At 65.6% G+C, this 23896-nt stretch carries 23 protein-coding genes and 1 tRNA gene; 12 read left to right on the top strand and 12 right to left on the bottom strand.

The window, feature by feature from the left end:
• Window positions 1–72: 72 nt before the first annotated feature.
• A complete protein-coding gene (locus J2T23_RS01615; protein ID WP_307356576.1) occupies window positions 73–2184 on the bottom strand; it encodes an acyl-CoA dehydrogenase family protein in 2112 nt (703 codons plus the stop codon).
• A 1-nt stretch (window position 2185) separates the two neighbouring features.
• A complete protein-coding gene (locus tag J2T23_RS01610) occupies window positions 2186–2914 on the bottom strand; it encodes a TetR/AcrR family transcriptional regulator (protein ID WP_246857445.1) in 729 nt (242 codons plus the stop codon).
• Between the two features lie 61 nt (window positions 2915–2975).
• Between J2T23_RS01610 and J2T23_RS01605 the strand changes: the two genes are divergently transcribed.
• The 3 genes from J2T23_RS01605 to J2T23_RS01595 are packed head-to-tail and all read left to right on the top strand — an operon-like array spanning window position 2976 to window position 6586.
• Complete coding sequence (locus J2T23_RS01605) at window positions 2976–4328, top strand: acetyl-CoA C-acetyltransferase (protein ID WP_141160455.1); 1353 nt, start codon at window positions 2976–2978, stop codon at window positions 4326–4328.
• Between the two features lie 9 nt (window positions 4329–4337).
• On the top strand, window positions 4338–5678 hold the full coding sequence (locus J2T23_RS01600) for a 3-oxoacyl-ACP reductase (protein ID WP_307356572.1): 1341 nt from the start codon (window positions 4338–4340) through the stop codon (window positions 5676–5678).
• Window positions 5675–6586, top strand: a complete 912-nt coding sequence (locus tag J2T23_RS01595) for a MaoC/PaaZ C-terminal domain-containing protein (RefSeq protein WP_307356570.1) — start codon at window positions 5675–5677, stop codon at window positions 6584–6586. The genes J2T23_RS01600 and J2T23_RS01595 overlap by 4 nt, the downstream gene beginning before the upstream one ends.
• Before the next feature lie 12 nt (window positions 6587–6598).
• Here the strand turns inward: J2T23_RS01595 and J2T23_RS01590 are convergent, their stop codons facing one another.
• The 5 genes from J2T23_RS01590 to J2T23_RS01570 all read right to left on the bottom strand — a co-directional run bounded on the left by J2T23_RS01590 (window position 6599) and on the right by J2T23_RS01570 (window position 11241).
• A complete protein-coding gene (locus J2T23_RS01590) occupies window positions 6599–7672 on the bottom strand; it encodes an FUSC family protein (protein ID WP_307356568.1) in 1074 nt (357 codons plus the stop codon).
• 93 nt (window positions 7673–7765) lie between these two features.
• A complete protein-coding gene (locus tag J2T23_RS01585; protein WP_307356566.1) occupies window positions 7766–8875 on the bottom strand; it encodes a serine hydrolase domain-containing protein in 1110 nt (369 codons plus the stop codon).
• A gap of 43 nt (window positions 8876–8918) precedes the next feature.
• The gene (locus tag J2T23_RS01580; protein WP_141181581.1) at window positions 8919–10001 is read right to left on the bottom strand and encodes a glutathione S-transferase family protein; all 1083 of its coding nucleotides are present in this window, start codon (window positions 9999–10001) and stop codon (window positions 8919–8921) included.
• A gap of 29 nt (window positions 10002–10030) precedes the next feature.
• A complete protein-coding gene (locus J2T23_RS01575; RefSeq protein ID WP_307356564.1) occupies window positions 10031–10771 on the bottom strand; it encodes a M50 family metallopeptidase in 741 nt (246 codons plus the stop codon).
• Window positions 10772–10938: 167 nt separating this feature from the next.
• Window positions 10939–11241: a DUF4193 domain-containing protein gene (locus tag J2T23_RS01570; RefSeq protein ID WP_018761323.1), complete on the bottom strand. Its 303-nt coding sequence runs from the start codon at window positions 11239–11241 to the stop codon at window positions 10939–10941.
• Window positions 11242–11446: 205 nt separating this feature from the next.
• On the opposite strand from J2T23_RS01570, the gene J2T23_RS01565 reads away from it, so the two are divergent.
• The 4 genes from J2T23_RS01565 to J2T23_RS01550 all read left to right on the top strand — a co-directional run bounded on the left by J2T23_RS01565 (window position 11447) and on the right by J2T23_RS01550 (window position 14230).
• Window positions 11447–12586: a glycosyltransferase family 9 protein gene (locus J2T23_RS01565; protein WP_307356562.1), complete on the top strand. Its 1140-nt coding sequence runs from the start codon at window positions 11447–11449 to the stop codon at window positions 12584–12586.
• 5 nt (window positions 12587–12591) lie between these two features.
• Window positions 12592–13554: a glycosyltransferase family 9 protein gene (locus tag J2T23_RS01560; RefSeq protein ID WP_307356560.1), complete on the top strand. Its 963-nt coding sequence runs from the start codon at window positions 12592–12594 to the stop codon at window positions 13552–13554.
• Window positions 13555–13631: 77 nt separating this feature from the next.
• Window positions 13632–13862, top strand: coding sequence for a hypothetical protein (locus tag J2T23_RS01555; protein WP_307356558.1), 231 nt, complete (start codon window positions 13632–13634; stop codon window positions 13860–13862).
• A gap of 176 nt (window positions 13863–14038) precedes the next feature.
• Entirely contained in the window at window positions 14039–14230 is a 192-nt protein-coding gene (locus J2T23_RS01550) for a three-helix bundle dimerization domain-containing protein (RefSeq protein ID WP_141160444.1), read from the top strand.
• A gap of 4 nt (window positions 14231–14234) precedes the next feature.
• Here the strand turns inward: J2T23_RS01550 and J2T23_RS01545 are convergent, their stop codons facing one another.
• From J2T23_RS01545 to J2T23_RS01535, 3 genes are all read right to left on the bottom strand, one after another.
• Complete coding sequence (locus tag J2T23_RS01545; protein ID WP_307356556.1) at window positions 14235–15260, bottom strand: NADPH:quinone reductase; 1026 nt, start codon at window positions 15258–15260, stop codon at window positions 14235–14237.
• 115 nt (window positions 15261–15375) lie between these two features.
• Complete coding sequence (locus J2T23_RS01540) at window positions 15376–15549, bottom strand: CsbD family protein (RefSeq protein ID WP_141160443.1); 174 nt, start codon at window positions 15547–15549, stop codon at window positions 15376–15378.
• A gap of 101 nt (window positions 15550–15650) precedes the next feature.
• Complete coding sequence (locus tag J2T23_RS01535) at window positions 15651–17258, bottom strand: phospholipase D family protein (RefSeq protein WP_307356553.1); 1608 nt, start codon at window positions 17256–17258, stop codon at window positions 15651–15653.
• 179 nt (window positions 17259–17437) lie between these two features.
• Between J2T23_RS01535 and J2T23_RS01530 the strand changes: the two genes are divergently transcribed.
• From J2T23_RS01530 to J2T23_RS01520, 3 genes are all read left to right on the top strand, one after another.
• Window positions 17438–17899: a GatB/YqeY domain-containing protein gene (locus J2T23_RS01530; protein ID WP_307356551.1), complete on the top strand. Its 462-nt coding sequence runs from the start codon at window positions 17438–17440 to the stop codon at window positions 17897–17899.
• Between the two features lie 217 nt (window positions 17900–18116).
• Window positions 18117–18506, top strand: a complete 390-nt coding sequence (locus J2T23_RS01525; protein WP_141160440.1) for a hypothetical protein — start codon at window positions 18117–18119, stop codon at window positions 18504–18506.
• 27 nt (window positions 18507–18533) lie between these two features.
• Entirely contained in the window at window positions 18534–18734 is a 201-nt protein-coding gene (locus tag J2T23_RS01520) for a hypothetical protein (RefSeq protein ID WP_307356549.1), read from the top strand.
• 460 nt (window positions 18735–19194) lie between these two features.
• On the opposite strand, the gene J2T23_RS01515 is transcribed toward J2T23_RS01520, so the two are convergent.
• The gene (locus J2T23_RS01515) at window positions 19195–20283 is read right to left on the bottom strand and encodes an IS110 family RNA-guided transposase (protein WP_141160439.1); all 1089 of its coding nucleotides are present in this window, start codon (window positions 20281–20283) and stop codon (window positions 19195–19197) included.
• Window positions 20284–21146: 863 nt separating this feature from the next.
• A tRNA-Leu gene (locus tag J2T23_RS01510) sits at window positions 21147–21229 on the bottom strand.
• A gap of 170 nt (window positions 21230–21399) precedes the next feature.
• Between J2T23_RS01510 and J2T23_RS01505 the strand changes: the two genes are divergently transcribed.
• On the top strand, window positions 21400–22704 hold the full coding sequence (locus J2T23_RS01505) for a M20/M25/M40 family metallo-hydrolase (protein ID WP_307356546.1): 1305 nt from the start codon (window positions 21400–21402) through the stop codon (window positions 22702–22704).
• A gap of 12 nt (window positions 22705–22716) precedes the next feature.
• Complete coding sequence (locus tag J2T23_RS01500) at window positions 22717–23877, top strand: acyl-CoA dehydrogenase family protein (protein WP_307356544.1); 1161 nt, start codon at window positions 22717–22719, stop codon at window positions 23875–23877.
• Window positions 23878–23896 lie beyond the last annotated feature (19 nt).

The following is a 23896-nucleotide window of genomic DNA, read 5'->3' as shown; positions in this document are numbered from 1 at the left end:
ACGGCGCCGCTCCCCTTTTGCCAGGGGAGCGGCGCCGTCGTTGTTTGCCTTGTTCGTGGTGTCCGCCGGGGGTCAGGCCTTCCGGCCGGTGGTCCTGGCGATCAGGACTTTCTCGTCCACCGGGGCCTGCCCGCTGGCCCGCTCGCTGCGGAAGTGCGCACGCGCCTCGTCCTGGCGGCTCATTTCGGCGCCCGTGGCGATGGCCGCACGGACGTGCTCCGCGCCGTACCCGAAGGCCTCCACCAGATCGAGGGCATGTGGGCGGATCTTTTCCACCAGCCTGTTGATGTAACCGCCCACCGTGCGGGCACGCTGCATGGAGAGCCTGCCGTTCATGAGGTACCAGGACAGGTTCTTCTCAATCAGGGACAGGCCAAAGAGGTCCCGCAGCCAGGTGAGCACCGTCCTGGTTCCCGGATCTTGCACCTCCCGGAGAGCCTCCGTGAACGCCTCCCACTGCAGCAGTTCAGCGTGCGCCTGGGCGGCGTCGATGAGTTCGTTCTGGTGCCGGTTGAACAATGCAGCGCCCTGGTCCTGCGGCAGGCGCTTGCTGCCCTTCAAGGCAGCGCCGGCCTCAGCCACCATGGTCTGTACCCGGTCCGTGAGCAGGGCTCGCTGGCCTTCCTCGTCGCGGAGCGCGATCGCGGCCTTCTGGACCGACCCCGTGTCCGCCATGAACTGGGCCACCTGGCGCAGGCCGGTGCGGTGCACAGCGGCGCCGGCGGCCTGGTTCACTACGTACCGGGCCAGCACGCCGAAGTCCACATTCCTGAACTCCTTGGCGTAGTCGGCCAGCAGGCGCTTGGCCACCAACTGGAGAAGCACGGTGTTGTCTCCCTCGAAGGTGACATACACGTCCAGGTCGGCGCGCAGCGAGGCGAACCTGTTTTCGATCAGGAAGCCGGCACCGCCGCAGGCTTCGCGGCATTCCTGGAGGGTGTCCAGGGCGTGCCAGGTGCTGAGGGGCTTCAGCGCTGCGGCCAGGGTTTCCAGGTCCTGGCGGTCTGCGTCGGTGTCGTGGGCGCCGGAGAAGACGTCGTCGAACTTCTGCAGCAGCTGCTCGTGCGCAAAGCCGGCCGCGTAAGTGGTGGCCAGGCGGGTGAACAGGCGCCGCTGGTGCCGCTGGTAGTCGAGCAGCACTTCTTCCTCCGTGTGCGAGGAAGCGTTGAACTGGCGGCGTTCGGTGGCGTACTGGATGGCGGCTTTCAGCGCGACCTTGGAGGCGGCCACGGCGGCGCCGTCCAGGGATACGCGGCCCTGGACCAGGGTGCCCAGCATGGTGAAGAAGCGCCGGCCGGGGCTGGCGATGGGGGAGGTGTAGGTTCCGTCCGCGTCGACGTTGCCGTACCGGTTCAGGAGGTTGGTCCGGGGGACGCGGACGTTGTCGAAGTGCAGCCGGCCGTTGTCGATGCCGTTCAGTCCGCCCTTGACGCCGTCGTCCTCCCCGCCGATTCCGGGCAGGAATTCCTTGGTGTCCGGATCCCGGAGGTCCACATAGAAGGCGTGGACGCCATGGTTGACGCCGCGGGTGACCAGCTGGGCGAACACGACGGCGCCGAGGCCGTCGTTGGCCGCGTTGCCGATGTAGTCCTTCCAGGCGGCGCGGAACGGGGTGTTGATGATGAACTCTTCGGTGCCGGGATCGTAGGTTGCGGTGGTGGCGATGCTGGCCACATCCGAGCCGTGGCCGGTCTCCGTCATGGCGAAGCAACCGGGGATTTCCAGGCTCATGATTCCGGGCAGCCACTTGGTGTGGTGTTCTGCGGTCCCCAGGTGCATCACGGCGGATCCGAAGAGTCCCCACTGGACCCCGGCCTTGATCTGCAGGGACGGGTCCGCCACTACCAGTTCCTCGAAGCCGGCGATGTTGCCCCCATGGTCGTCGGATCCTCCCAGCTCCGAGGGGAAGGCGCGGTGCACGGCTTCATTGTCCACGAGGTACTTGAGCTGTCCGAAGACGCGGGCGCGGTGTTCGGTGTGCGTCAGGCCCTCGATCTTGTGCAGTTCGGGCCGGCCGGCCAGGTCCCGTGCCTGGAGCCTGACATCGGCCCATTTGCCCAGGAGTTGCCTGCCCAGCGCCTCGATGTCGACGGCGGGTGCGGGGCTTTCGTCCGAGGGCTTGGCGGCGGGGGTTGCGGCGGGGCGGAGGCCCTTGCGCGCAGGGCGGTCCACTACGTCAGTCATGTCACAGTCCTTCTTTGGCGGATAACTTGGTGGTCGGTGAAGCGGGGGTGAGCTCGGGGACGATGCCCACGCACAGCCATGCCGTGATCTGGCGGGCCATGGTCTCCTGGTCTGGTTTGGTGGGGGAGTCCGGGGTGCTGAGCCATTGTTCGCCGGCGTTCCGGACCAGGCCGATCGCCGCCTTGGGCCAGTAACCGATGACGGTTTCCTTGACGTCCGCCAGGTGTGACCGCATGGGAGTGGCGATCATGTCCGCGATGGCGTCGAAGAAGGGCCCCAGCGGTCCACCTGCTGCGGCGGGGTGCGGAGGGTTGGCGGCATCAGCCGGGGCATAGCTGGTGACGAAGGTATAGACGTTGGGGCTGGTGGCGGCCATCTGGAGATAAGCCGAGACCATCGCGAGCAGGCCCTCCCGGGGCGTGAGTGCACTTTGCGCGGCCTCCTGGATGCGGTGCTGCATCTGGCTGAGGACTACCTCGCCCACGGCCTGCTGCAGCCCGGCCTTGTCCCCGAAGTACCTGTAGAAGACGGACTTCGATGTCCCGGCTGCCGTGGCGATGTCCTCCATTGAGGCATCACTGCCGAGGGCATGCACCGCGCGCCGGGCCTGCTTGATAAGTTCCCTGCGCCGCTCCTCCCGGTGGCTCTGCCAGCGCGACGAACGCCCGTCGGGGCTGGCCGGCGACGGCAGTTCGATGGTCAAGGGGGAGTGCGTGTCCTGGAGGTTCACGATACCCAGCGTATCAGGTACGCTGGGTATCGGTAACCACTTGTGACCAGAGGAGCCCTCCATGTCCACAGAAGGACAGTCCATCCCCGCACGCGGATCCGCGCTGCCTGCCGTTCCGGCAACGCGCAGGGCGGTGATCGTTGGCGGCAACAGGATCCCGTTTGCCCGCGCAGGCGGAGCCTACGCGAAGTCATCCAACCAGGACATGCTGACGGCGGCCCTCGACGGCCTGATCGCGCGGTTCGGGCTCCAGGACGAACGGATCGGGCAGGTGGCGGCGGGCGCGGTCCTGAAGCACTCCCGTGACTTCAACCTCACCCGGGAGGCAGTGCTGGGATCGGCACTCTCGGCGGAAACGCCCGTGTACGACCTCCAGCAGGCGTGTGCCACGGGCCTGGAGACCGTGGTGGGCCTGGCGAACAAGATCAAGCTCGGGCAAATCGATTCGGCCATCGCCGGCGGCGTGGATTCTGCCTCCGACGCACCCGTGGTGGTCAGTGAAGGGCTCCGCGAGGTTGTACTGGACCTTCACCGGGCCAAAACCCTTCCCCAGCGGCTCCAGATCCTCAGCCGGCTCCGTCCCAAGGACCTGGCGCCTTTGGCCCCGGGCACAGCGGAGCCGCGTACCGGCCTGTCCATGGGCGAGCACCAGGCCCTGACCACCGCGCAGTGGAAGATCTCCCGGGAAGCGCAGGACGAGCTGGCACTGAACAGCCACCACAACCTGGCCGCCGCCTACGACTCCGGGTTCTTTGACGACCTGATGACCCCGTACCGGGGACTGACGCGTGACGGGAACCTGCGGGCGGACACGTCGCTGGAGAAACTGGCATCCCTCAAGCCGGTCTTCGGCCGCAGCCTTGGCGCCGATGCCACCATGACGGCGGGCAATTCCACCCCGCTGACAGACGGTGCGTCCACGGTGCTGCTGGCGTCGGATGAATGGGCAGATGCCCGCGACCTGCCCAAGCTGGCAGCCGTGGTCGACGCCGAGGCTGCCGCCGTCGATTTCGTCCACGGCAAGGACGGGCTGCTGATGGCGCCCGTATTCGCAGTGCCCAGGCTCCTGGCCCGGCAGGGTCTGACGCTGGCCGACTTCGATTTCTTCGAGATCCATGAGGCGTTTGCCGCAACAGTGCTCAGCACGCTGGCAGCATGGGAGGACGACGAGTTCGGACGCACGCGCCTGGGCCTCGACGGTGCGTTCGGCAGCGTCGACCGTTCCCGCCTCAACGTCAACGGGTCCTCGCTCGCAGCAGGCCACCCATTTGCCGCCACCGGTGGCCGCATCGTCGGCACGCTGGCCAAGATGCTCCATGCCAAGTCTGCTGCCACCGGGAAGCCGGCCCGGGGCCTGGTCTCCGTATGCGCTGCCGGCGGCCAGGGCGTCGTCGCCATCCTGGAATCTCTGTAGGGGGCGGCCATGGCAGATACATACACCCAACTGGTCAACAGCGGCATGGGCCGCAGCCTGGCAAAGAAACTCGGCCTTCCGCAACCTGCGGTGCTGCGCCGGTACCAGCCCGGCCAGCCATTGGTCACCGGACCGGTCGTGGTCCTGGGAAACACTCCGGGGGCGGACAAGCTCGCCGCGGAGCTGCTGTCCTGGGACCTCGACATCCGGCGGCATGCTGTACCCGCCGAAAAGCTGGGCGCCATCATCCTGGTCCTGGACGAGCTGGAGCACCCGGCGGACCTTGAAAAGCCCGTGCTGGCGGCGGCAGGCTCCCTCCGTGACCTGCGCGCCGGCGGGCGGGTCATCACGCTTTCGCGCCCGGCGTCGGAAGCGTCCGCACCCGAAGCTGCGGCAGCCCGGCAGGGGGTGGATGGCTTCCTGCGGTCCCTGGCCAAGGAACTGCGGGCCGGCGCAACCGGCAACGGCGTGGTTCTGGCCGATGGCACCACCGCCACCAGTTCCAGTGCCCTGGGCGCCCTGCGGTTCTTCCTCTCCGGCCGGTCGGCATTCGTAGACGGACAGTTCCTGACCGTCTCCTCGGAGGACGGCAGCCTGCCCGCTGATCCGGAACGGCCTTTGGCAGGCAAGGTCGCCGTCGTCACCGGAGCCGCCCGGGGCATCGGAGCCCAGATCGCCAGGACGCTGCACCGCGATGGCGCCACCCTGGTCCTGGTTGATATTCCTGCCGCAGGGGACCAACTGGCCGCGGTGGCCAACGAGGTGCGGGCCACGGCGCTCCAGCTGGACATCACCGGTGCCGACGCCGGCCAGCGGATCATCGACCACGCCGTTCAACGGCACGGGCGGCTGGACATCGTGGTGCACAACGCAGGCGTTACGCGGGACAAGCTGTTGGTCAACATGGACCAGGCCCGGTGGAACCCGGTGATCAACATCAACATCGCCGCGCAGCTCCGTATCAACGAAGCCCTGCTGGCCTCCGAACACTTCCGGCAGTCACCGCGCATTGTTTCAGTGGCCTCCACCAGCGGCATCGCCGGAAACCGGGGACAAACCAACTACGCCGCGTCCAAGGGAGGGGTCATGGGAATGGTGCGGGCCACAGCCCCGCTGCTCGCGGCCCGCGGCGGCACCATCAATGCCGTGGCTCCCGGCTTCATCGAAACGGAAATGACGGCCCGCATTCCCTTCGCCGTCCGGGAGGTGGCGCGCCGGCTGAACTCGCTGCAGCAGGGCGGACTGCCGTCCGACGTCGCGGAGACCATCGCATTCCTGGCCAGCGATGCCGCGGGCGGGATCAACGGGGAGGTGCTGCGGGTATGCGGGCAAAACCTGGTGGGGGCATGACGGTCCAGCAACCGGTGGTCCTGGCCGAAATGCCCTCGCTGTCCAAGCTTTATGTCAACGCCGCCGCGCAGGCCGCAAGGCGCAGGCTCCTGGGAACGCATGACTCCGTAGTCCTCCCGGCGGAGAGCCATGAAGTCAGGGGCGTCACGGTCGGGGTGGAAAACCTTACGGCCTACCAGCACCTGATCGGCGAGACGGCCAGTGACGTCCTGCCCGCCGGCTTCATCCACGCCATCGCCTTCCCTTTGGCCATGAGCGTCATGAACCGGGACGACTTCCCGTTGCCACTGCTGGGGATGATCCACCTGCGCAACAGCGTTGAGCAAAGATCACCGCTGTTGTTCACCGACATCCTTGACATGGCCGCCCGGGTGGAAAACCTCCGCGGCCACCGTGCAGGGACACAGGTGGACGTCGTGGCGGAAGTGCGGCGCGCCGGCTCCGGCGAGGTCCATTGGCGCGGAGTTTCGACATACCTGGCCAAGGGCGTCTTCCTGCCTGGGATCGACAAACCCACAGCCATCCCTCCCAGGGCTGACTTCACGGCACCGGACCCCACGGCGCTGTGGCTGCTGGGCGTGGATACGGGCCGTGCCTATGCGGCTGTTTCGGGGGACTTCAACCCCATCCACCTCAGCGTGCTCTCGGCCAAGGCCCTCGGTATGCGGCGATCGATAGCGCACGGCATGTACCTCGCGTCCCGCGCGCTCGCAGATGTGGGGCCCGCCCGGGGTGACTCGTTCACGTGGGACGTGGAATTCGAAGCCCCGGTCTTCCTGCCATCCCGGGTGGCCCTGGAGATCGGCACCGAACAGACAGGTTCCGGGGCATGGAAACAGTCCAGCTTCGTCGCCTGGAGTCCACGCTCCGGGCGGCGCCATTTCAGCGGGACGGTTTCGGCACTGTAGGGACCAGGCCCGCTATTTCCGGCCAGGTCCTGCCTGGTCCTCCCGCCGGATGGCCCGCAGGATCCGGTGGAGGCTGAGGAGGACAGATTCTGAGGCAGGGACCGCTCCCTGTTCTGCCGGCCTGTGGGCGGTGGCAGCCATGCAGGCTTCCACCGCCGCGCTGGCAGCGTCGTAGCGGTCCTTCCACTCCTGGACGTCACCATCGGAGTCTGTGGACACCAGTTCCCCGGTGGCGGTGATGGCGTCTGCCAGCGGTTCATTGTCGTGCAGCGGAATCTCGTAGGGCACATCGTCCTCCCAGATCACATCGGACAGCACATCCGTCATGTCCTGGATGTGGAAGGTGACCCGTTCGAGGTTCCGCAGGTCCTGGTAGTCGCGGTCCATGTCCCGCGGGTGCAGCTTCCGCCGGGGATTGGCGCGCCGGCTGGCGTCCGCTTCCTTGACCAAATGACGCACTGAACGTGCCGCTTCCGCCAGTTCGTCCGACCTGCGCGACCAGTCCTCGTGCTCAGGGGGCCATTTTTCCTTCAGGGCTGCGCCCATGTCCGTCAGCTGCCGGCCAAGGGCGAGCCGCAGGTCGGCAAGGCTGGATGCGGCGGCGTTCAGGTGCAGCGGAGGAAAGATCAGGAAATTCACCGCGATCCCGACCACCACGCCCGCCGCCATTTGCACAAGGTAGCCGTAGGAGAAATCTTCGGCATTGCTGCCGCCCACCAGCAGGACCAGGAGCGCCGCCGTGGGAATCCAGTCACTGCCTGAGCCGATGCCCGGCAAGCCGCCCAGCAGGACGCCGACCCCCATGAACACGGCGACCGTCAGCGGCGAAGGTTCGCCGATGCTTACCAGGACGAAGGCAAGACCGATTCCCATCGCCAGCCCCGCCAGGGCCTGCGCCCCCTGCTTCATGGACCCGGCGACATTGCGGTACATGGCCACCAGGGCGCCCAGCGGTGCGTAGTACGCGTAGTGCGAGGCGGCGCCAGGCATGAGGGGTGCGATGGCGAACGCCAGCCCCGCGGCTATGGCAGCTTTCCCTGCCAGTTGCAGCCGCTGTGCGGCGAAGGCAGCAGAAAGCCCCGCCACTGATTGTCTAAGAAGTTGGGTCCCCCGAGCCCACCGTGCGTCCGGCCGTGCCTGAGTATTGCCCATCCGGACAACAGTAGGGCCGGGGGTGCCTCAGGACAAACCTGCTGCTGAGCGCCTTACCTCAGCGGCCAGCCTGTGGGCGCGGCCCGGGGTGCGGCCCTCTTCCGCGCGCCGGGGGATGTAGCCGAAGCCCAGCCCGTACGAGGGATCGGCGAAGCCCAGGGCAGCGTTCGCTCCCTCGTGGCCGAAGGCCCGGTGGCTCCCGAAGTTCCGCGAGGGGTGGGGTTTCATGAACACGACGGCGAAGGCATTGTCCAGGCCGGAGGACCGGTCCAGGCCCCAGACCTGTTCCCTCGTCATGGCCGTGATGGTCCCGCCGGAGAGGAACGGCCCTGCACCTCCGATACCGGTGGTGGCCGCTGCGTACAGGCGCGCCAGCCCCTCGGCGGAGCCCACTCCAGCCGCGGCGGACATGCCCGCGGCACGCACGGAGCGGATATTGGGCAGTTCCATGATGGTACTCACCGGGGCGTTGCTGTTCAGGCCGTCGAGGCTAAGCGGATCCAGCCACGCTTCGGCCGGGTCTGCTTCATACAGCACGTCCCGGTACCTGTCCTCCTGGCAGTCCGGCAGGCCCAGAAAGAAATCCACCGCCTGCGGCTTCCGGATTCTCCGTTCGTAGATGTCCTGCAGGGCCTCGCCCGTGGTCCGCCGGCACAGCTCTTCCATCAGGATGCCAATGGTGAGGGCATGGTAGCCGAACTGGCGGCCAGGCTCCCAGGCGGGAGCCGCAGCGGCCAGCCGGGCGGCGGCCCCGGAGGTGGTGAATTCGTCCAGGGCAAAACCGCCCTCGACCCCCAACAGCCCCGCCTGGTGCGACAACGCCTCCCGGACGAGCAACCGTTCCTTGCCGTGGACCGCAAACTCCGGCCAGTAATGGGCCATGGCCCGGTCAAGGTCAAGGACACCGTCCTGGACCAGCAGGGCGATGACCAGTGCGGCGACGCCTTTGGAGCAGGAGTAGGCGCCGGTCAACGTATCAGGGGCCATATCCGGGCCGCCGGTCAGGCGCACCACCTGCACCCCGTTCCGGTAGGCGGCCAACTGCGCGCTGTAGCGGGAGTCCTCCGCGAGGAAGGACTCAAACAGCGCCAAGACACCCTCGTACCCCGGCGCCACGAAACCCAGAGAAGTCTGCATGCCTTCCAGTGTAGGAGGAAAGCGATTTCCGTCCGCGGATAGGTCAGCGGGAGGCGCCGTGTCCGGTGGCGACTTCCTCCCCGGGGCGCACAGGCCCTGGTGGGGTGCCATCGCCAAACGGGCGTCCACCCAGCGCCTCCCGGCCGTGTTCCGTCAACCAACCGGCAAGATCCGGGCCGGCAGGAACAATCCCAGTGGGATTGATGTCCTCATGGACGATGTAGTAATGCCGCTTGATCTGCACGAAGTCGATGGTGTCCCCGAACCCCGGCGTCTGGAACAGGTCCCGCGCATACCCCCACAGGTTGGGCATTTCGCTCAGCTTTTGCCGGTTGCATTTGAAATGTCCGTGGTAGACGGGATCGAACCTGGCCAACGTGGTGAACAGCCTGACATCTGCCTCGGTAATGGTTTCACCCACCATGTAGCGCTGCCGCGAGAGGCGGTCCTCGAGCCAGTCCAGCGCGGTCCACAAACGCTGGTACGCCGAGTCGTAGGCCTCCTGTGATCCGGCGAAGCCGCAGCGGTAGACGCCGTTGTTGACCTCGGTGAAGACGCGCCTGTTTACCTGGTCGATCTCTTCGCGGAGATGCGCGGGGTAGAGCTGTGGGGCGCCCGGGCGGTGGAACTCTGTCCACTCGGTCGAGAAATCAAGGGTGATCTGGGGGAAATTGTTGGTCACCACTTCACCGCTGCGCACGTCGACGATGGCGGGAACGGTGATTCCGCGGGGATAGCCGGGGAACCGCTTGAAGTAGGCGTCCTGCAGGCGCTCGATTCCCAGGACCGGATCCACTCCACCCGGGTCCAGGTCGAAGGTCCAGGAACGTGCATCGTGGGTGGGTCCAGGCTGGCCAAGGGAAATGGCCTCCTCCAGCCCCAACAGCCTGCGGACGATGACGGTGCGGTTGGCCCATGGACAGGCCCTTGCGGCAATGAGGCGGTAGCGCCCGGCTTCCACCGGCCAGCCCGGTTCACCGTTGCTGCCGGGCGTGGCATTCCTGGTGATGCGGTCCTCAATGTAGTTGGTGTCCCGGGTGAATTCCGCCCCGCCTGTCACGTAGGCTCCGCGGGTGCTGTGCGCGTCGGCGGTGTCTGCTGGTGTGCTTTCCGTTTCCTGGCTCATGACACCAGCCTATGCGCCGGCTTCACGCCCTACGCGCCCTGCCGGAGGATTTCCACGATGGGCTGCCACGCCACCAGCCAGGAACCGGCCACGAGGAGCGTGAACAGGGCAATCCAGATGCCGGTCGGAACGGAGGTGGCCCGGTACAGGAGGTACGCGTCCGAGGTGTTGAGACGGTCGCGATGGCGGAGGTGCACCTGGGTGAGCTTGACCAGGTCCCGGACGGCGGCCACGAGGAGTGCCAGGCCGAAGATGACGGCGGCATGGCCGACGGCGGTGGGCGGCGCGAGGAAGGTGAGGGCACCGGTCGCGGCGATCGCGGCCCCCGTGATCGCGAAACCTGCAAGGTTGCGAAGGAAGAGGAGCGAGGCAGTCAACACCAATGCGCTGGCTGCCACGGCGGCCGGTCCCCATCCGTTGAGCCCGGACCAAACAAATGCGGCTCCCGCCAGCGCTGGTACCGGATATCCCCAAAAGCAGGACCAGGCAGCGGCCAGCCTGCTCCTGCTGTACGCACTGGTGGTTCCGGAGTGGTCAAGGCGAAGACGGATGCCGGAGAGCCGCTGGCCTGACGTAAGGGCAGCGAATGCGTGGCCCAGTTCGTGGGTGGCGGTGGCCAGGAGGCCGAAATATCGCCAGCTGCGCCTGGGGATGGACAGCACGACGGCGGCTGCCAGCGACAGCAGCAGCTCAGCCCATGTGATGTTGGGTACGTTCGTGTGGGTGAATGCCGCGCTGAAGGTGTTCCAGAAACTGGCAGGGCTGTCCAATAGTGCCTCCTGGCTGCCGTGTCGCCGTCGTAAGTCCTGCGCCCCACGCTACGCACCCAAGCTGGACGCGGGCAGGAACCTGCCATTGCTTAAAGCCGAAAGGCACGCCTGGTGCGGCGTGCCCTTCTTGCGGGGCCGGGCGTTGCAGCCCCGGTAAAACCTTCTGACTAACCTTCGCACTCCGTGCAGTAGCTGTGTCCGTCTTTTTGCCGGGCGATCTGGGACCGGTGGCGGACCAGGAAGCAGGAGTAGCAGGTGAATTCGTCCTCAGCCTGGGGGATGACCTGGACTACGAGTTCCTCAGCGACGAATTCGCCGCCAGGAACTCCGGCGCCGTCCAGCCCGTCAGCCTCGTCCAACTCCTGCACAACGCTGCGGGCGTCCGGAGCATTCGCTGACTGGAGCTGCTCGAGTGAGTTGTCCTGCGATTCCTTGACGTCGGAACGCAGTTCATCGTAATCGGTTGCCACTTTGGGTGCTTCTCTTTTCTTAGTTGGGCTGTCGGGTATGAAACGTACAGCATGAACCCGGTATTCCCCAACAGGAAGCGTAGATCCGTTGCCGGTTGGGTACAGGTTCATAGGAGCGGCCGCGGGTACTCAAACCGGCATCCGGCTGCGTGGGCAGGGGAGGGACGGCCATGCGTTTCCCTCCCCGGGACGGAAGGGGCAGTTCTTGGAGCAACTCACTGCAGAGCTTGGCGGTGCCGGACAAATCGGTGTGGGGGTAGGCCCGGTGCTGGAGAAGTTCGACGCCGTGTCCCGGATTGCGGTCCTGCGCGGAGGCGGCCTGGGGGATCTGATGTTCGCGATTCCCGCGATGGCTGCGTTAAAGGCGGCCTACCCTGCAGCACACCTGACACTGCTGGGCACCCCAATCCATGAGGCGGTTCTCGGGGCGGTGGAAAGCCCCGTCGATGAGGTGGTTGTCCTGCCCTTTGCCGAAGGAGTCCGGCCCGGGGAGGAAGATGCCGGCGAGCTGGACCGGTTCTTTGCCGGCATGCGCGGGCGCGCCTTCGATCTGGCTGTCCAGCTCCATGGGGGCGGACGGTTCTCGAATCCCTTCCTGCTGCGGCTGGGAGCCAGCCATACTGTAGGAACGCGGACGGCCGACGCCGCCCTGCTTGAGCGCAGCGTCCCCTACCTCTACTACCAGCACGAACCCGTCCGGGCCCTGGAAGTGGCCGGTTTCGCGGGCGCGTTCCCCGTCGACCTTGAAGCCCGCCTGGCCCCCGCCGGGCAGGCATCCTTCCCGCCGCGCCCCGGCGACGGCGCCCAGCCACTCGTGGTGATCCATCCGGGCGCCACCGATCCCCGCCGTCGTTGGCCTGCCGCAAAGTTTGCTGAGCTTGCTGCCGCCTGTGCAGCCGATGGTTCGCGGGTCGTCCTTATCGGGGACGGCAGCGAACAGGGCCTGGCGGCGGAGATTGCGGACAGTGCCGCTTCAACAGCGGTCAGTTCCCTGGCCGGCGCCCTGGATATGGCAGGGCTTGTGGCGTTGCTGGCGGCCGCCGACGTGGTGGTGGCAAACGACAGCGGGCCCAGGCACCTTGCACAGGCGCTGGGCGTGCCCACAGTCGGCATTTTCTGGGTGGGCAACGTAATCAATGCCGGAGCGCTGGGGCGGAGCCTCCACCGTGTCCACGCCTCATGGGTGACGGCTTGTCCAACGTGTGGTGTCGATGTCACCCAGGTCGGCTGGACCGCAGCGCGGTGTGTCCACGACGACTCACTGGTGGCCGGAGTTGCCGTCAGCGACGTCTATGGGGACGTCTGGAGCCTCACGGCCGGCAAGTTCGCAAAGCAGGATGCGTGACGGGCATGGATGCGCCACACGAAGCCGTTGTTCACGAGCCGGCAGACGGAAGGCCGGAGCTCCTGGTCCTGCGCGCTTTGAAGCTCGGAGACCTGCTGGTGGCCGTGCCGGCGTTGAAAGGCCTCCGGCAGGCCTTTCCCGGGCACCGCCTCCGGTACGCCGCGCAGGGGTGGTTGTCCGAGGCCCTCGGCCTGGTGGGCGGCTATGAACTGCTGCCCACGCACGGGCTGGACGAGCCGCTGGCGCTGCCACCGGGCGTGGTGGACGTCGCCGTCAACCTTCACGGCAGCGGCCCGGAGAGCCAGGGGCGGATAGAGGCGCTAAAGGCCCGGCGGACCCTGGGACATCGAAGTGCGCACCGGAACGGGCCGCACTGGCGGCCGGAACTGCACGAACGCGAACGCTGGGTGCGCCTCCTTGAATGGCATGGGATAGACGCCGATCCGTTGGACGTGCAGTTGGACACGCCCCAGGTCCCCAGTCCGGTCCCCGGTGCCAGTGTCCTGCACGTTGGGGCAGCGTACGGCAGCAGGCTTTGGCCTGCGGAGCGGTTTGCGGCGGTGGCGACCGCACTGACGGAAGCCGGACACCAGGTAGTCTTCACCGGCGGCAGTTCCGAGAGAGACCGGGCCGACGAAGTGTGCCGCCTCGCAGGAATCCCTGGTACCGCTGTCCTGGCCGGGGTGTTGGGCCTGGGGGAGTTCGCTGCGACCATTGCTGCTGCCCGCCTGGTGGTTTCTGCCGACACCGGCGCCGCGCACCTGGCATCAGCGTACGGCACACCGTCAGTGGTGCTCTTTGGCCCGGCCCCACCGGAGATTTGGGGGCCGCCACCGGGACCCCATATCGTCCTCACCCGGGCCGAACTGCGGCGCGGGGACACTTTCGCGGCGCGGCCGGATCCAGCCCTCCTGGCTGTCCAGGCCTCCGATGTCATGGCGGCTGTCAAAGCACTGGGCTTGCTCTGAAACGCTGTGGGTTTCAGCGTCCGCCATGTGGGTCCGCAAGGGAGTGGAACCAGCCCAACGAGCCTAAAATTCTGTGTATGAGCACTGAGCTGGAAATCGCTTTGGTGTTGGGAACGGCGCTCCTCTGGATTGCCCTAACGCTGACCATCCTGTCCGCCATCGACCGGCCGGAAAGAAAGGCCCGGCGGCAGGAACGCCGCAACGTCAGGGCCGATAAGCACCGGATTGAGTACCGTCCGGCGGCAGCGGCGGCCCACAGCCCCGGACGTAACCGGCACCCACGGACCCGGCGGCTTCATCCACACTGACATCGGCGGCGCTCCGGAGGTGGAAAGGCTGGGAGCACCCGGGCCGAACGCGGCTCCCGGCGCTCGCCGTCGTGCGCTCATGGCAGTCACGGGCAGGGCAGTGAACCACGCTGCACGCCCCGGCGCTCCCTTCGCGAGGTCTTGACGGGCCTGGCCGGATCCCCGACACTTTCCCGATGGGAGTAAGCGAAGAGTTGCGGGCGCTTGGCGACGTGGTGGACAGGCTTGCCGCGAAGTTTCCAGCCCTGTCCAGGGAATACATCGAAGATGTGGTGCAGCAGGAGCACAGCCTCCTGGATACGGGCAGGGTCCGCGCCTTCGTGCCGGTCCTGGTTGAGCATGCAGCCAGGGACAGGCTGGCACGGTAGGGCGTCAGGGGGCCGGCGCGACGTCGATCAGCACTTTTCCGACTGTCTCCTGTTCCACGGCGTCATGGGCTGCCGGGGTCTGGTCGAGCGGGAACCGTGTCAGGGGCAGTCCGTACTCTTCCCCCACCCGCAGCGCGCCTGCCGCCAGGGCCTCGCCGACGGCGGCAACGGCTTGACGTTTCTGCTCGTCGGTGACGGTGTAGGTGAGGATGAACTGGTAGCGGACGTTCCTTGCCATGCTTTCGCGGATTGGAACAGTGAGTGATTCTCCGGGGTTCGCCGCGTAAATGGAGATCGTTCCGCCCGGTTTGATGACGTCCAGGTCCGTTGTGATGTTCGCGGGTGCATTGACGTCCACGATCATGTCGACGCCGTTTGCGGCCACCTGGTGGACGGCGCCAACGACGTCCCCGGTCCGGTAGTTGATGATGGTGCCGGCACCGGCACGGCGGGCAAGTTCAGCCTTTTGCTCCCCGCTGACGGTGGTGATCACGGTGGCCCCGGCCCAGCGCGCGAGTTGGATGGCCGCGTGGCCTACGGCTCCGGCCCCTCCCGTGACCAGGACGGTTCGTCCTGCGAGGGCACCGGCGGAGAGCCTCGCCGGGCCGTCCTCGTTCGATGTCAGGGCCCGGTGCGCCGTCAACGCCGGGATTCCCAACGAAGCGCCGGTATCGAAGGATTCGGTATCGGGAAGGGGCACTGCTTTATTGCCGGGCACCACAACGTATTCCTGTGCTGTGCCTTCATTGCTGCCCCAGGCGACGTCCCACAGCCAGACTCGGCCGCCCACGGAAAGGCCGGTCACCCCGGGACCCAGCGCATCGATGACTCCGGCTCCGTCCTGGTTTGGAACTTTAGGGGCATCCAGCTTCTTGCTTCCGTTCCCGGACCGCGACTTCCAGTCGGTGGGGTTGACGCCGGACACCACCACCCGGACGCGGACTTTTCCGGGCCCCGGGACCGGCAGTGGCCTGTCCCGTAGCTTCAGCACGGATGAGGGCCCTGTTTCTTCGTAACTGATTGCCTTCACATCTACTCCCAACCCGGTTGCCGTTGCCCTTAATGCCCCAACCTACCGAACGTGCTGGGGGCGCATGAAAAAAGCGCACCCCGTTCGCTGAGTGCGCTTTTTCCATGACTGCCTGTCAGTGCTTGAAGGCGTCCTTGACCTTTTCGCCGGCCTGCTTCAGATCACCTTTTGCCTGATCTGCCTGGCCTTCGGCCCGCAGGCTTTCGTCGCCCGTGGCAGCTCCGGCTGCTTCCTTGCCCTTACCGCCGGCCTTTTCAGCGGCGTTCTCAATCTTGTCGCCCAGTCCCATGGTGATTCCTCCTCTGGTTGGCAGCCGTTCGCATTCGGCTGTGAATATCATAAGCATGCTTAGGAACCATTTTTCAAGTCCCCGGCCTACTCACTGTCCGCCTAAAACCTGGACGTGCCACGAAGCGGCCGGGGCCGCCCGTCCGGATCAACAATCAGCCGGTAGATCGGATCAGCCCAGATACGGTGGATGGCCCGGACCGGTTCGGGGGAGTGGTGCCGCACCTGGCCTGGCGGCCGCGGCCCTGATCGGCCGGTCCCGTGCCACTTTTCCAGGGCGCCGGCCATCCTGTTCCAAAGATCAATTTCTCCGCCGCCGGTGGTCAGGAGGGGGTCGTCCTGGTCCATGCCCAGATGTTCCGCCCAGAGCTGGAGCCGCAACTTCCGCGGGAGTGGCTGGGGCGTTCGGCCACCGGCGCTGCCATCGGCGTCAGCCGCAGCGGCGGTGTCGATCACTGCGCAGGTGAGCTCGCTGTCGGTGGTCCAGGACCGGCGGTTGAAGTTGTCAGATCCGCAGGTGAACCACGTGTCGTCGATGATGCAGATCTTCGCGTGGACGTAGATCGGTGTCCCGTCATTATTCTCCAGGTCGAACACCCCCACCCGGTCGGGTGCCGCCCGGCGAAGCATGCTGATGGCACGCTGTTGCCCCAAACGCCGGGGCGGGCCGCCAAGGAACCCGTCCGAGTCGGGGTAGCGCGGCACCACGATGATGACCTGCAGCGCCTGGTTGCGCTCCAGTGCCTCCGCGATGCCCGCGGCGACCTCTGTTGACCACAGGTACTGGTCTTCGATGTAGATGAGCGAACGCGCCTGGGCGAAAGCCTTTGCGTAGGCCCGCGCGATGCTCCGCTCTCCGTGAGGCGCGAACGGGAAAGGTGGGTGCTTCACGCCGTAGGTGCGGAGCAGCTGCACGGCGTGCGTTCCGGCATCCGGCGGGGGCGGAGCGGCTTCCGGCAATGGTTTGGGGTGCCTTGGCATGCGGGCCAGGCGCTGCAGCAGCATCCGGTAAGGGGTGCGGCGGTCCAACGGGTGGGGATCATTCCAGCGTTCCGCAAAAATAGCCAGCACATCGGCAACCACCGGCCCCCGAAGCTCGAGAGCGGCGTCGTGCCACGGGGGCGTCGGCCCGTAGCGGGAGTCCATCTTCACCGCCTGTGGGTCTCCCAGGTGGGCGGCGTTGTCCCGGCGGCTGTGTGACAGGTCAATCCCGCCCACGAAGGCGACGTCGCGGGAAGGATCGTCACGACGACGGATGACCACCAGTTTCTGGTGGTGCGACCCGAAGACGCGGACCCGTTGGTCCAGCAGCGCCTCGCCGCCGGCGTTATTGATCTGGCGGCTGAGGAGTTCGTTGGACCGACCGCTGATCGGGGCCGATATCCGCTCGCCGTGGGATCTCCAGACGAGGCCCCTGACTTCCACGCCGGACCGGGCCAGTCCCGCGAGCAGCCCGCCGATCGTGGTGTCGCCCGGCTCCAACTGCTCATCGCCGTCGCCGCGCCAGTCGGTGAACCACACCCGGTCTCCAGCCTTCAAGTCCGAGAGCTCCGCATACAGCCTGGCAAAGTAGGCTTCCCCATGCACCAGGGGCTCCACCAGGTTGCCTTCCGACCAGGACGCCGAGCCTGAGCCGCCCGCGTGGATCCCCGAGGCAGGGTTTCCCCGCTCAGCGCCGCTCAGGAACCACTTGCCAACGGTGCTGTCCACTCGGTGCTCCTTTCGGGGCCCGGGGACCCAGGCCGCTGCGGCTTCCAAACTAGCCTACGGCCGCTCCGGGGTGTCTTTCCCGCGGGGTGGAACCAGCCGGGGACACCGGATTACTCGGGCCGCCCGCGGGAATAGGCTTGTCCCGGAACGCTTTCCACCAAAGAAGAACGAGGCACGCCATGTCGTTGAAGGAACAGTTGAAAGGCGACGTCGTCGTCCACATGAAGGCGGGCAACCGGGTTGCCCTTACTACCGTGCGCAATGTCCTCGGAGAGATCGAAACGCGGGAGAAGTCGGGCAAGACCCCGGTGGAACTCGACGATCTCCAGGTCACCGCGCTGCTGCAGAAGGAGGCCGCCAAGCGCCGGGACACGGCCGCCACCTACTCGGCGGCGGGTCATGACGACCGCGCCCAGGCGGAGATCGCCGAAGCAGAGGTCATCGAGACGTACCTTCCGAAAGCCTTGACCCGGGCGGAAGCCGAAGCGATCGTGGATGGGGTCATTGCGGAACTGGGGGCGGACGGTATTGTGCTGACCATGCGCTCCATGGGTGCCGTCATGAAATCCGTGACGCCCAAAATCGGCGGCCGGTTCGACGGCAAGGCCGTCAGCGAGATGGTGAGGGCACGCCTGGCCTGAGTGCTCCCGGGAATGCCGCATCAGCTGCCACTGGGCAGCTGAACAACGATTTGGCGGCAAAAGTCCATAATCTGGGCTCCTGACCTGCGACGCTGAACATACTTGGATGCTTCTATATTCGTCAAGCAGCGGCTGGATTCCATCCGAGGAGTCCCAACGCACAGGGGAAGGACCGGAACGTGCGCCCAGCACCCCCGCGCATCCTGTGGAGCTAGGCTTGGGCTTCGAGCAGTCAAAGGAACTGCGGCCAAACAATAGGGGGACGGGCTTGGGAAGCGGGCAGCATGAAGGCATTGGTTTCCGTGAGGTGAGCAATGGGGACGGTACGGTACCGGCGACCATGACCGCGGCAGCGGCCGAAGAGATCGGGCCTTCGCCCCGGACAAAAAATCCTTTCATCATCATCCTGTGGGCGTTGTCAGGAGTATTGATCCTGGGCGGATTGTTGGCACTTCTGAATGGCTCTTTGGAGGTGAGCATGACCCAGCGGGTCAGTATGGCCGACATCCTCTTCACCTTCGCACCGCAAAGTGTCTTCATCGGCGTCACTACCGTTATCGCACTCATGTTCTGGCACGCTTGGCGGTGGCAACGAGGACAAGGTTAGTGGGGCCTGGCCTCTAGATATCGGCAGGTGATCAAGCAGCCCTGCGCGGGGGAAACCAGGCTCGCATTCCAAAGTATTCAGATCGAACACGGCGAGGGCAGACCGACCACGAGGCGAAGTTCCTTGCTCAATAACAATATGCTCAACAATTACGCGGTGATCGTCACGCCCTGTACCCATGTGGGCGGTGCCTTCGGAGAGTATTACCTGCAGTTCCGGATGACGTAGCCCGAGGAGGATCCATGGTTGGGGGCCGCCTGCCGCGTGGCTCCCAACTTGGCTTCTGTCAGCCCTTTCCGCGGCTAGGGGAGTGGAGAACTTGGGCCAGTCCGATGTGCGACAAACCCGCGGACAGTCCCAGGTAAACCTAGATTTCTCGTCCATTGGGGGCTAAGCTCTATTTACTAAATAGGGGGAGAAATGCTAAGTCGAATTAACCTTTTGCCTGTTTGGGCGAAGATTCTATGTCTTTCCTGCCTTGCATGTGGCGTCATCTTTATTATAGTCACATTGGTGGCGCTTGGTCGCGGTTCGGAGGTTACTGAATTACTTTTTAATCTACTGCTGATCGCCGCTTTCGTTGGGCTTGCAGCTGCGGTCGCTTCGAAGGCTAAGCCGGCTTCAAGTCGAGACGGACACAACTCAGGAAAGCGGCGAGGACCCCTTTTCTTTTAGACCTTTAGCAGATCTAAGAGACTCCCTGCCGCGGGCATCCCGCTGCAGGTAAGGATTCCTGTGCGGCATTTAGGGTTCGATAGATTTGCCGCGTTATGTAGCGCTTGAGGCTTCGGATGATTTCCTTCTTAGTTCTGCCTTGGCTTGTTCGCTTCGTCACGTAACCTCTGGTGGCAGGGTCCCGGTTCATTCTGATGAGGGCGATAGTGTAGATCGCTTTGTTGAGTTGGCGGTCGCCGCTGCGGTTTAGTCGGAATCGTGTGGTGCCGCCTGATGAGGCCGGGACCGGGCAGGTGCCGGCAAGAGCTGCGAATGCGGCTTCGGAGCGCACTCTTCCGGTGTGTGACCAGGCTGTGAGGATGATTGCGGCCAGGACCGGACCAACGCCGTAGACATCGAGGAGACACGGCTGGACTTGCTTCACAAGGATCTCAAGTTCTGCGTGATTCCTGGTCATTTGCTCCTGCAGTGTGAGGATCTGCTTTGCGAGGCGTATTGCTTCGCGGCGGCAGGTTTGGACTCCGAATTCTTCGTCTCTTTCCCGCCATCCTGCGATGGTACGGGTCTGGGTGACGGTCAATGGTTTCCGGGCGTCCATGCCGAGGTCTACGACGCGTAGGAGAGCCGTGAGTGCGTTGATGGCTGCGGTGCGTTCTCGTGCCATGGTGCGGCGTGCGTTGGAGAGGATCCGTAGTGCCATGTGGTTCTGCCCGGACCGGGGTTCTCGGAGGCGGTCCATAGGTATGCTCAGCGTCCCTCGTGCTGCCCGCGCTGCGTCGATGGAATCGGATTTTCCCTGATATCTCCCGAGCCGTTGGTTCGGGACGGGCGCTTCGGTGACTTGAAATCCGGCGTCTGTGGCCTGCTGCCGGAGTTTGGCACCGTACGAACCCGTTCCCTCCATAGAGAGTAGAACCTGTCCAGGAGAAGCTTCGGTGCGGCGCAGGACCCAGGACAGTGCGCGACTGCCTGCGGCTGCGGTGGCCGGGAATGTTTCGTTCGCGACTTCTCCACCGCTGCCGGTTTCGATGATGGCGAATGTATGCGTTTTGGCGTGGGTATCGATGCCGACGACGAAACCGAAGTGCTCTGCCACAATCATCTTTTCCTCCTGAGTTCCGAGAATGGAAACGCGTCGGTGGGTTACGGCGTGGCAGGTCTGTAATGGGCCACACCCGGTGCACGGGTGGGCATGCTTCTAATCAGGCCAGCGCTGTAGACACAACCGATGCTGGGCCCGGCCAGGGCGGACATATCCAAGAAAGCGCACTCCGAAATACTGAGCTCGGAGGCAAACCCATGGGTGAGTCACACCCCAGCCCGGCCACAGCACCAGCCTGCCAGCCGCTCACTGAGCAACCGGGTAAAGACTTACAGCTCATGGGGTTCCAGGCTTTTTGGGCAAGGCCGCCGGGGAAGAGAGTTGTCACGGCGGCCACAGGCTGCGTCTTGTTCGCAGGCTGTTTGTCCGCCTGTGCCGGAACATGGCAAGGAGAGCCGCCCTGCTTTCCTCCCGCCTATGAGGTGAGCCCCGGCGTTGCGGGCCCCGGAGACCCAGTCACCGTCCGCGCAGCCGACGCCGGCTGCAATCCCCGGTACGGAAACAACGCCCGGATTCACATCACCGTCACGGACGCCGCCGGGCAAAACGTCCTGAGTACGACGTCGCCGATGAATGACGCCGGCGGATTCGTTTTCCAGTTTGAAGTCCCTCCGCACGCGGCGCCGGGCGTTGCCACTGTGGAGGCCTACCCGTTCGGCGTGGATTGGTGTGATGACACCGGAACGAATAACCGGGTGCCGCATGCTCAAGGTTTTAGCAGGACCTCGTGCGCGGCTCCCGCGAAACCATTGACAATCGCATCCTGAGCCCCAACCGAATGCCAGGCTCCATAACGGAGGCATTGATCGGATACGCGAAAAAACCCCGGAACATCGATGATGTTCCGGGGTTTTCCCTTTTTGTGCGCGGAGGGGGACTTGAACCCCCACCCCCTTTCGAGGACTAGCACCTCAAGCTAGCGCGTCTGCCATTCCGCCACCCGCGCAGGTGGTATTTCGGAAAGCGGTTCCGCCTTTCAGCGTTTCGCGCCTCTCCGAAGCAGCGAGAAAAACTCTAACACGAACTTTCCGGGAACTACGAATCGGGCCAAGTAGGTAGGCTGAAGGCAGCGATTCAGCTCGTGCCACCCAGTCATTCCCTACCAAGGAGCCACCAATGCCTGACGTCCTGCCCGAGGATGAAGTTGTCCGGATCTGCCAGGAACTCATCCGGATCGACACCTCCAACTACGGCGACGGGTCGGGGCCTGGGGAGCGGGCGGCGGCCGAGTACGCGGCGGGGCTTATCGAGGAAGTGGGCCTGGATGCCGAGATCTTCGAGTCTGCCCCGGGCCGGGCGAACGTTGTCACCAGGATGGCAGGGGAGGACCCCTCGGCCAGTGCGCTGGTGGTACACGGACACCTGGACGTCGTTCCCGCACTCCGGGACCAGTGGTCCGTTGACCCGTTCGGTGCGGAACTGAAGGACGGCCTCATCTGGGGACGCGGCGCCGTCGACATGAAGGACATGGACGCCATGATCCTGTCAGTCCTGCGGGGATTTGCCAGGGAGGGCAGGAAGCCCAAGCGTGACATCATCTTCGCGTTTTTCGCGGACGAGGAAGCCGGCGGGGTTTACGGCGCCCGCTACGCGGTGGACAACCGGCCCGAATTGTTCGAGGGCGCCACGGAGGCCATCTCGGAGGTGGGCGGCTTCTCCGCCACCATCGGCGGCCAGCGCACCTACCTGCTGCAAACCGCCGAGAAGGGGATCTCCTGGCTTCGGCTGGTGGCACATGGCAGGGCCGGCCACGGCTCGCAGATCAACACGGACAACGCGATCACCCGGCTTGCCGCCGCTGTGACCAGGATCGGCGAGTACAAGTGGCCCATCGAGCTCACCCCCACCAGCAGGCAGTTCCTTGACGGGGTGACGGAACTCACCGGCGTGGAATTCGACGCCGACAATCCGGACCTCCTGCTCGACCAGCTCGGCACGGTGGCGAGATTCGTCGGGGCCACCCTGCAGAACACGACGAACCCCACCCTCCTCAAGGGTGGCTACAAGCACAACGTCATCCCCGAGTCCGCCGAAGCCCTGGTGGACTGCCGCACCCTCCCGGGCCAGGAACAGCAGGTCCTGGAGATCGTGCGCGAACTCGCCGGCAACGGCGTGGACGTCAGCTACGTCCACCACGACGTTTCGCTTGAGGTCCCCTTCGCCGGCAACCTGGTGGACTCCATGATCGACGCGCTCCACAAGGAGGATCCCGGCGCCAAGGTGCTGCCCTACACGCTTTCCGGTGGCACCGACAACAAATCACTCAGCCGCCTGGGCATCACCGGTTACGGTTTCGCGCCCCTCATGCTGCCTGACGAGCTGGACTTCACCGGCATGTTCCACGGGGTGGACGAGCGGGTTCCCGCGGATTCCCTCAAGTTCGGTGCCCGGGTGCTGGACACGCTGCTCACCAACTACTGAGAGGAACCGGCCATGACTCCAGAGGACCTGCTGCCGGATGACCTCCTGGAGCGCATCCGCAGCCGTGCCGCCGGCTATGACCGCGACAACGCCTTCTTCCATGAGGACCTGCAGGAGTTGGCAAAGGCCGGGTACTTGAAGCTGTTCGTACCAGCGTCCGACGGCGGCAAGGGGCTGGGGCTCGAAGCGGCGGCGCAGTGCCAGCGCAGGCTGGCAACGGCTGCACCGGCCACCGCGCTGGCCGTCAACATGCACCTGGTCTGGACCGGCGTCGCCCACGTCCTGGCGGCCCGGGGCGACCACTCACTTGCCTTCGTCCTCGAGGAAGCCGCGCAGGGAGAGGTATTCGCTTTCGGCAATTCGGAGGCCGGCAACGACTCGGTCCTGTTCGACTCCCGGACCACGGCGGTGCCGGACGAAGACGGGGGCTACACCTTCACGGGAACCAAGATCTTCACCAGCCTCTCGCCGGCCTGGACCCGCCTGGGCATCTTCGGCAAGGACCCGGACGCGCGGGACGGTGCCGGTGAACTGGTCCACGGGTTCATCACCAGGGAAACTCCCGGCTACCGGATCCTGGACGACTGGGACACCCTGGGCATGCGGGCCAGCCAGTCCGCCACCACGGTCCTGGAAGGCGTAAGAGCTCCAGCCGGCCGCATCTTCCGCAAGCTGCCCGTCGGCCCCAACGCCGACCCGCTGATCTTTGCCATCTTCGCCTGCTTCGAAAGCCTCCTTGCCGCCGTCTATACAGGCCTGGGTGAACGCGCCCTGGCAGTCGGCGTGGAGACCGTGAAGCGGCGCGCCTCCTTGAAGAACGGCGGCCGCAGCTACGCGCAGGACCCTGACATCCGCTGGAAGGTGGCAGAGGCTGCCATGGCCCTGGACGGCCTGTACCCCCAGCTCAAGACCGTCACCGCCGACGTCGACGCCCTGGCTGACCATGGCGCCCAGTGGTTCCCCAAGCTGGTGGGGCTGAAGGTGAACGCCACCGAGACGGCGCGGCGCGTAGTTGACCTCGCCATCCGCGTCAGCGGGGGATCGAGCTACTTCAGGGGCTCCGAACTGGAGCGGCTTTACCGGGACGTGCTGGCCGGGATGTTCCACCCCTCGGACGACGAGTCTGCCCATAACACCGTGGCCAACGCGTGGCTCGGGCCGGTCGAAGACTGAACTGTCCCCTGGACCGCGA

This window comes from Pseudarthrobacter niigatensis (assembly GCF_030812615.1).
GTDB lineage: Bacteria > Actinomycetota > Actinomycetes > Actinomycetales > Micrococcaceae > Arthrobacter > Arthrobacter niigatensis.
This window is presented reverse-complemented; position numbering and strand designations above follow the sequence as displayed.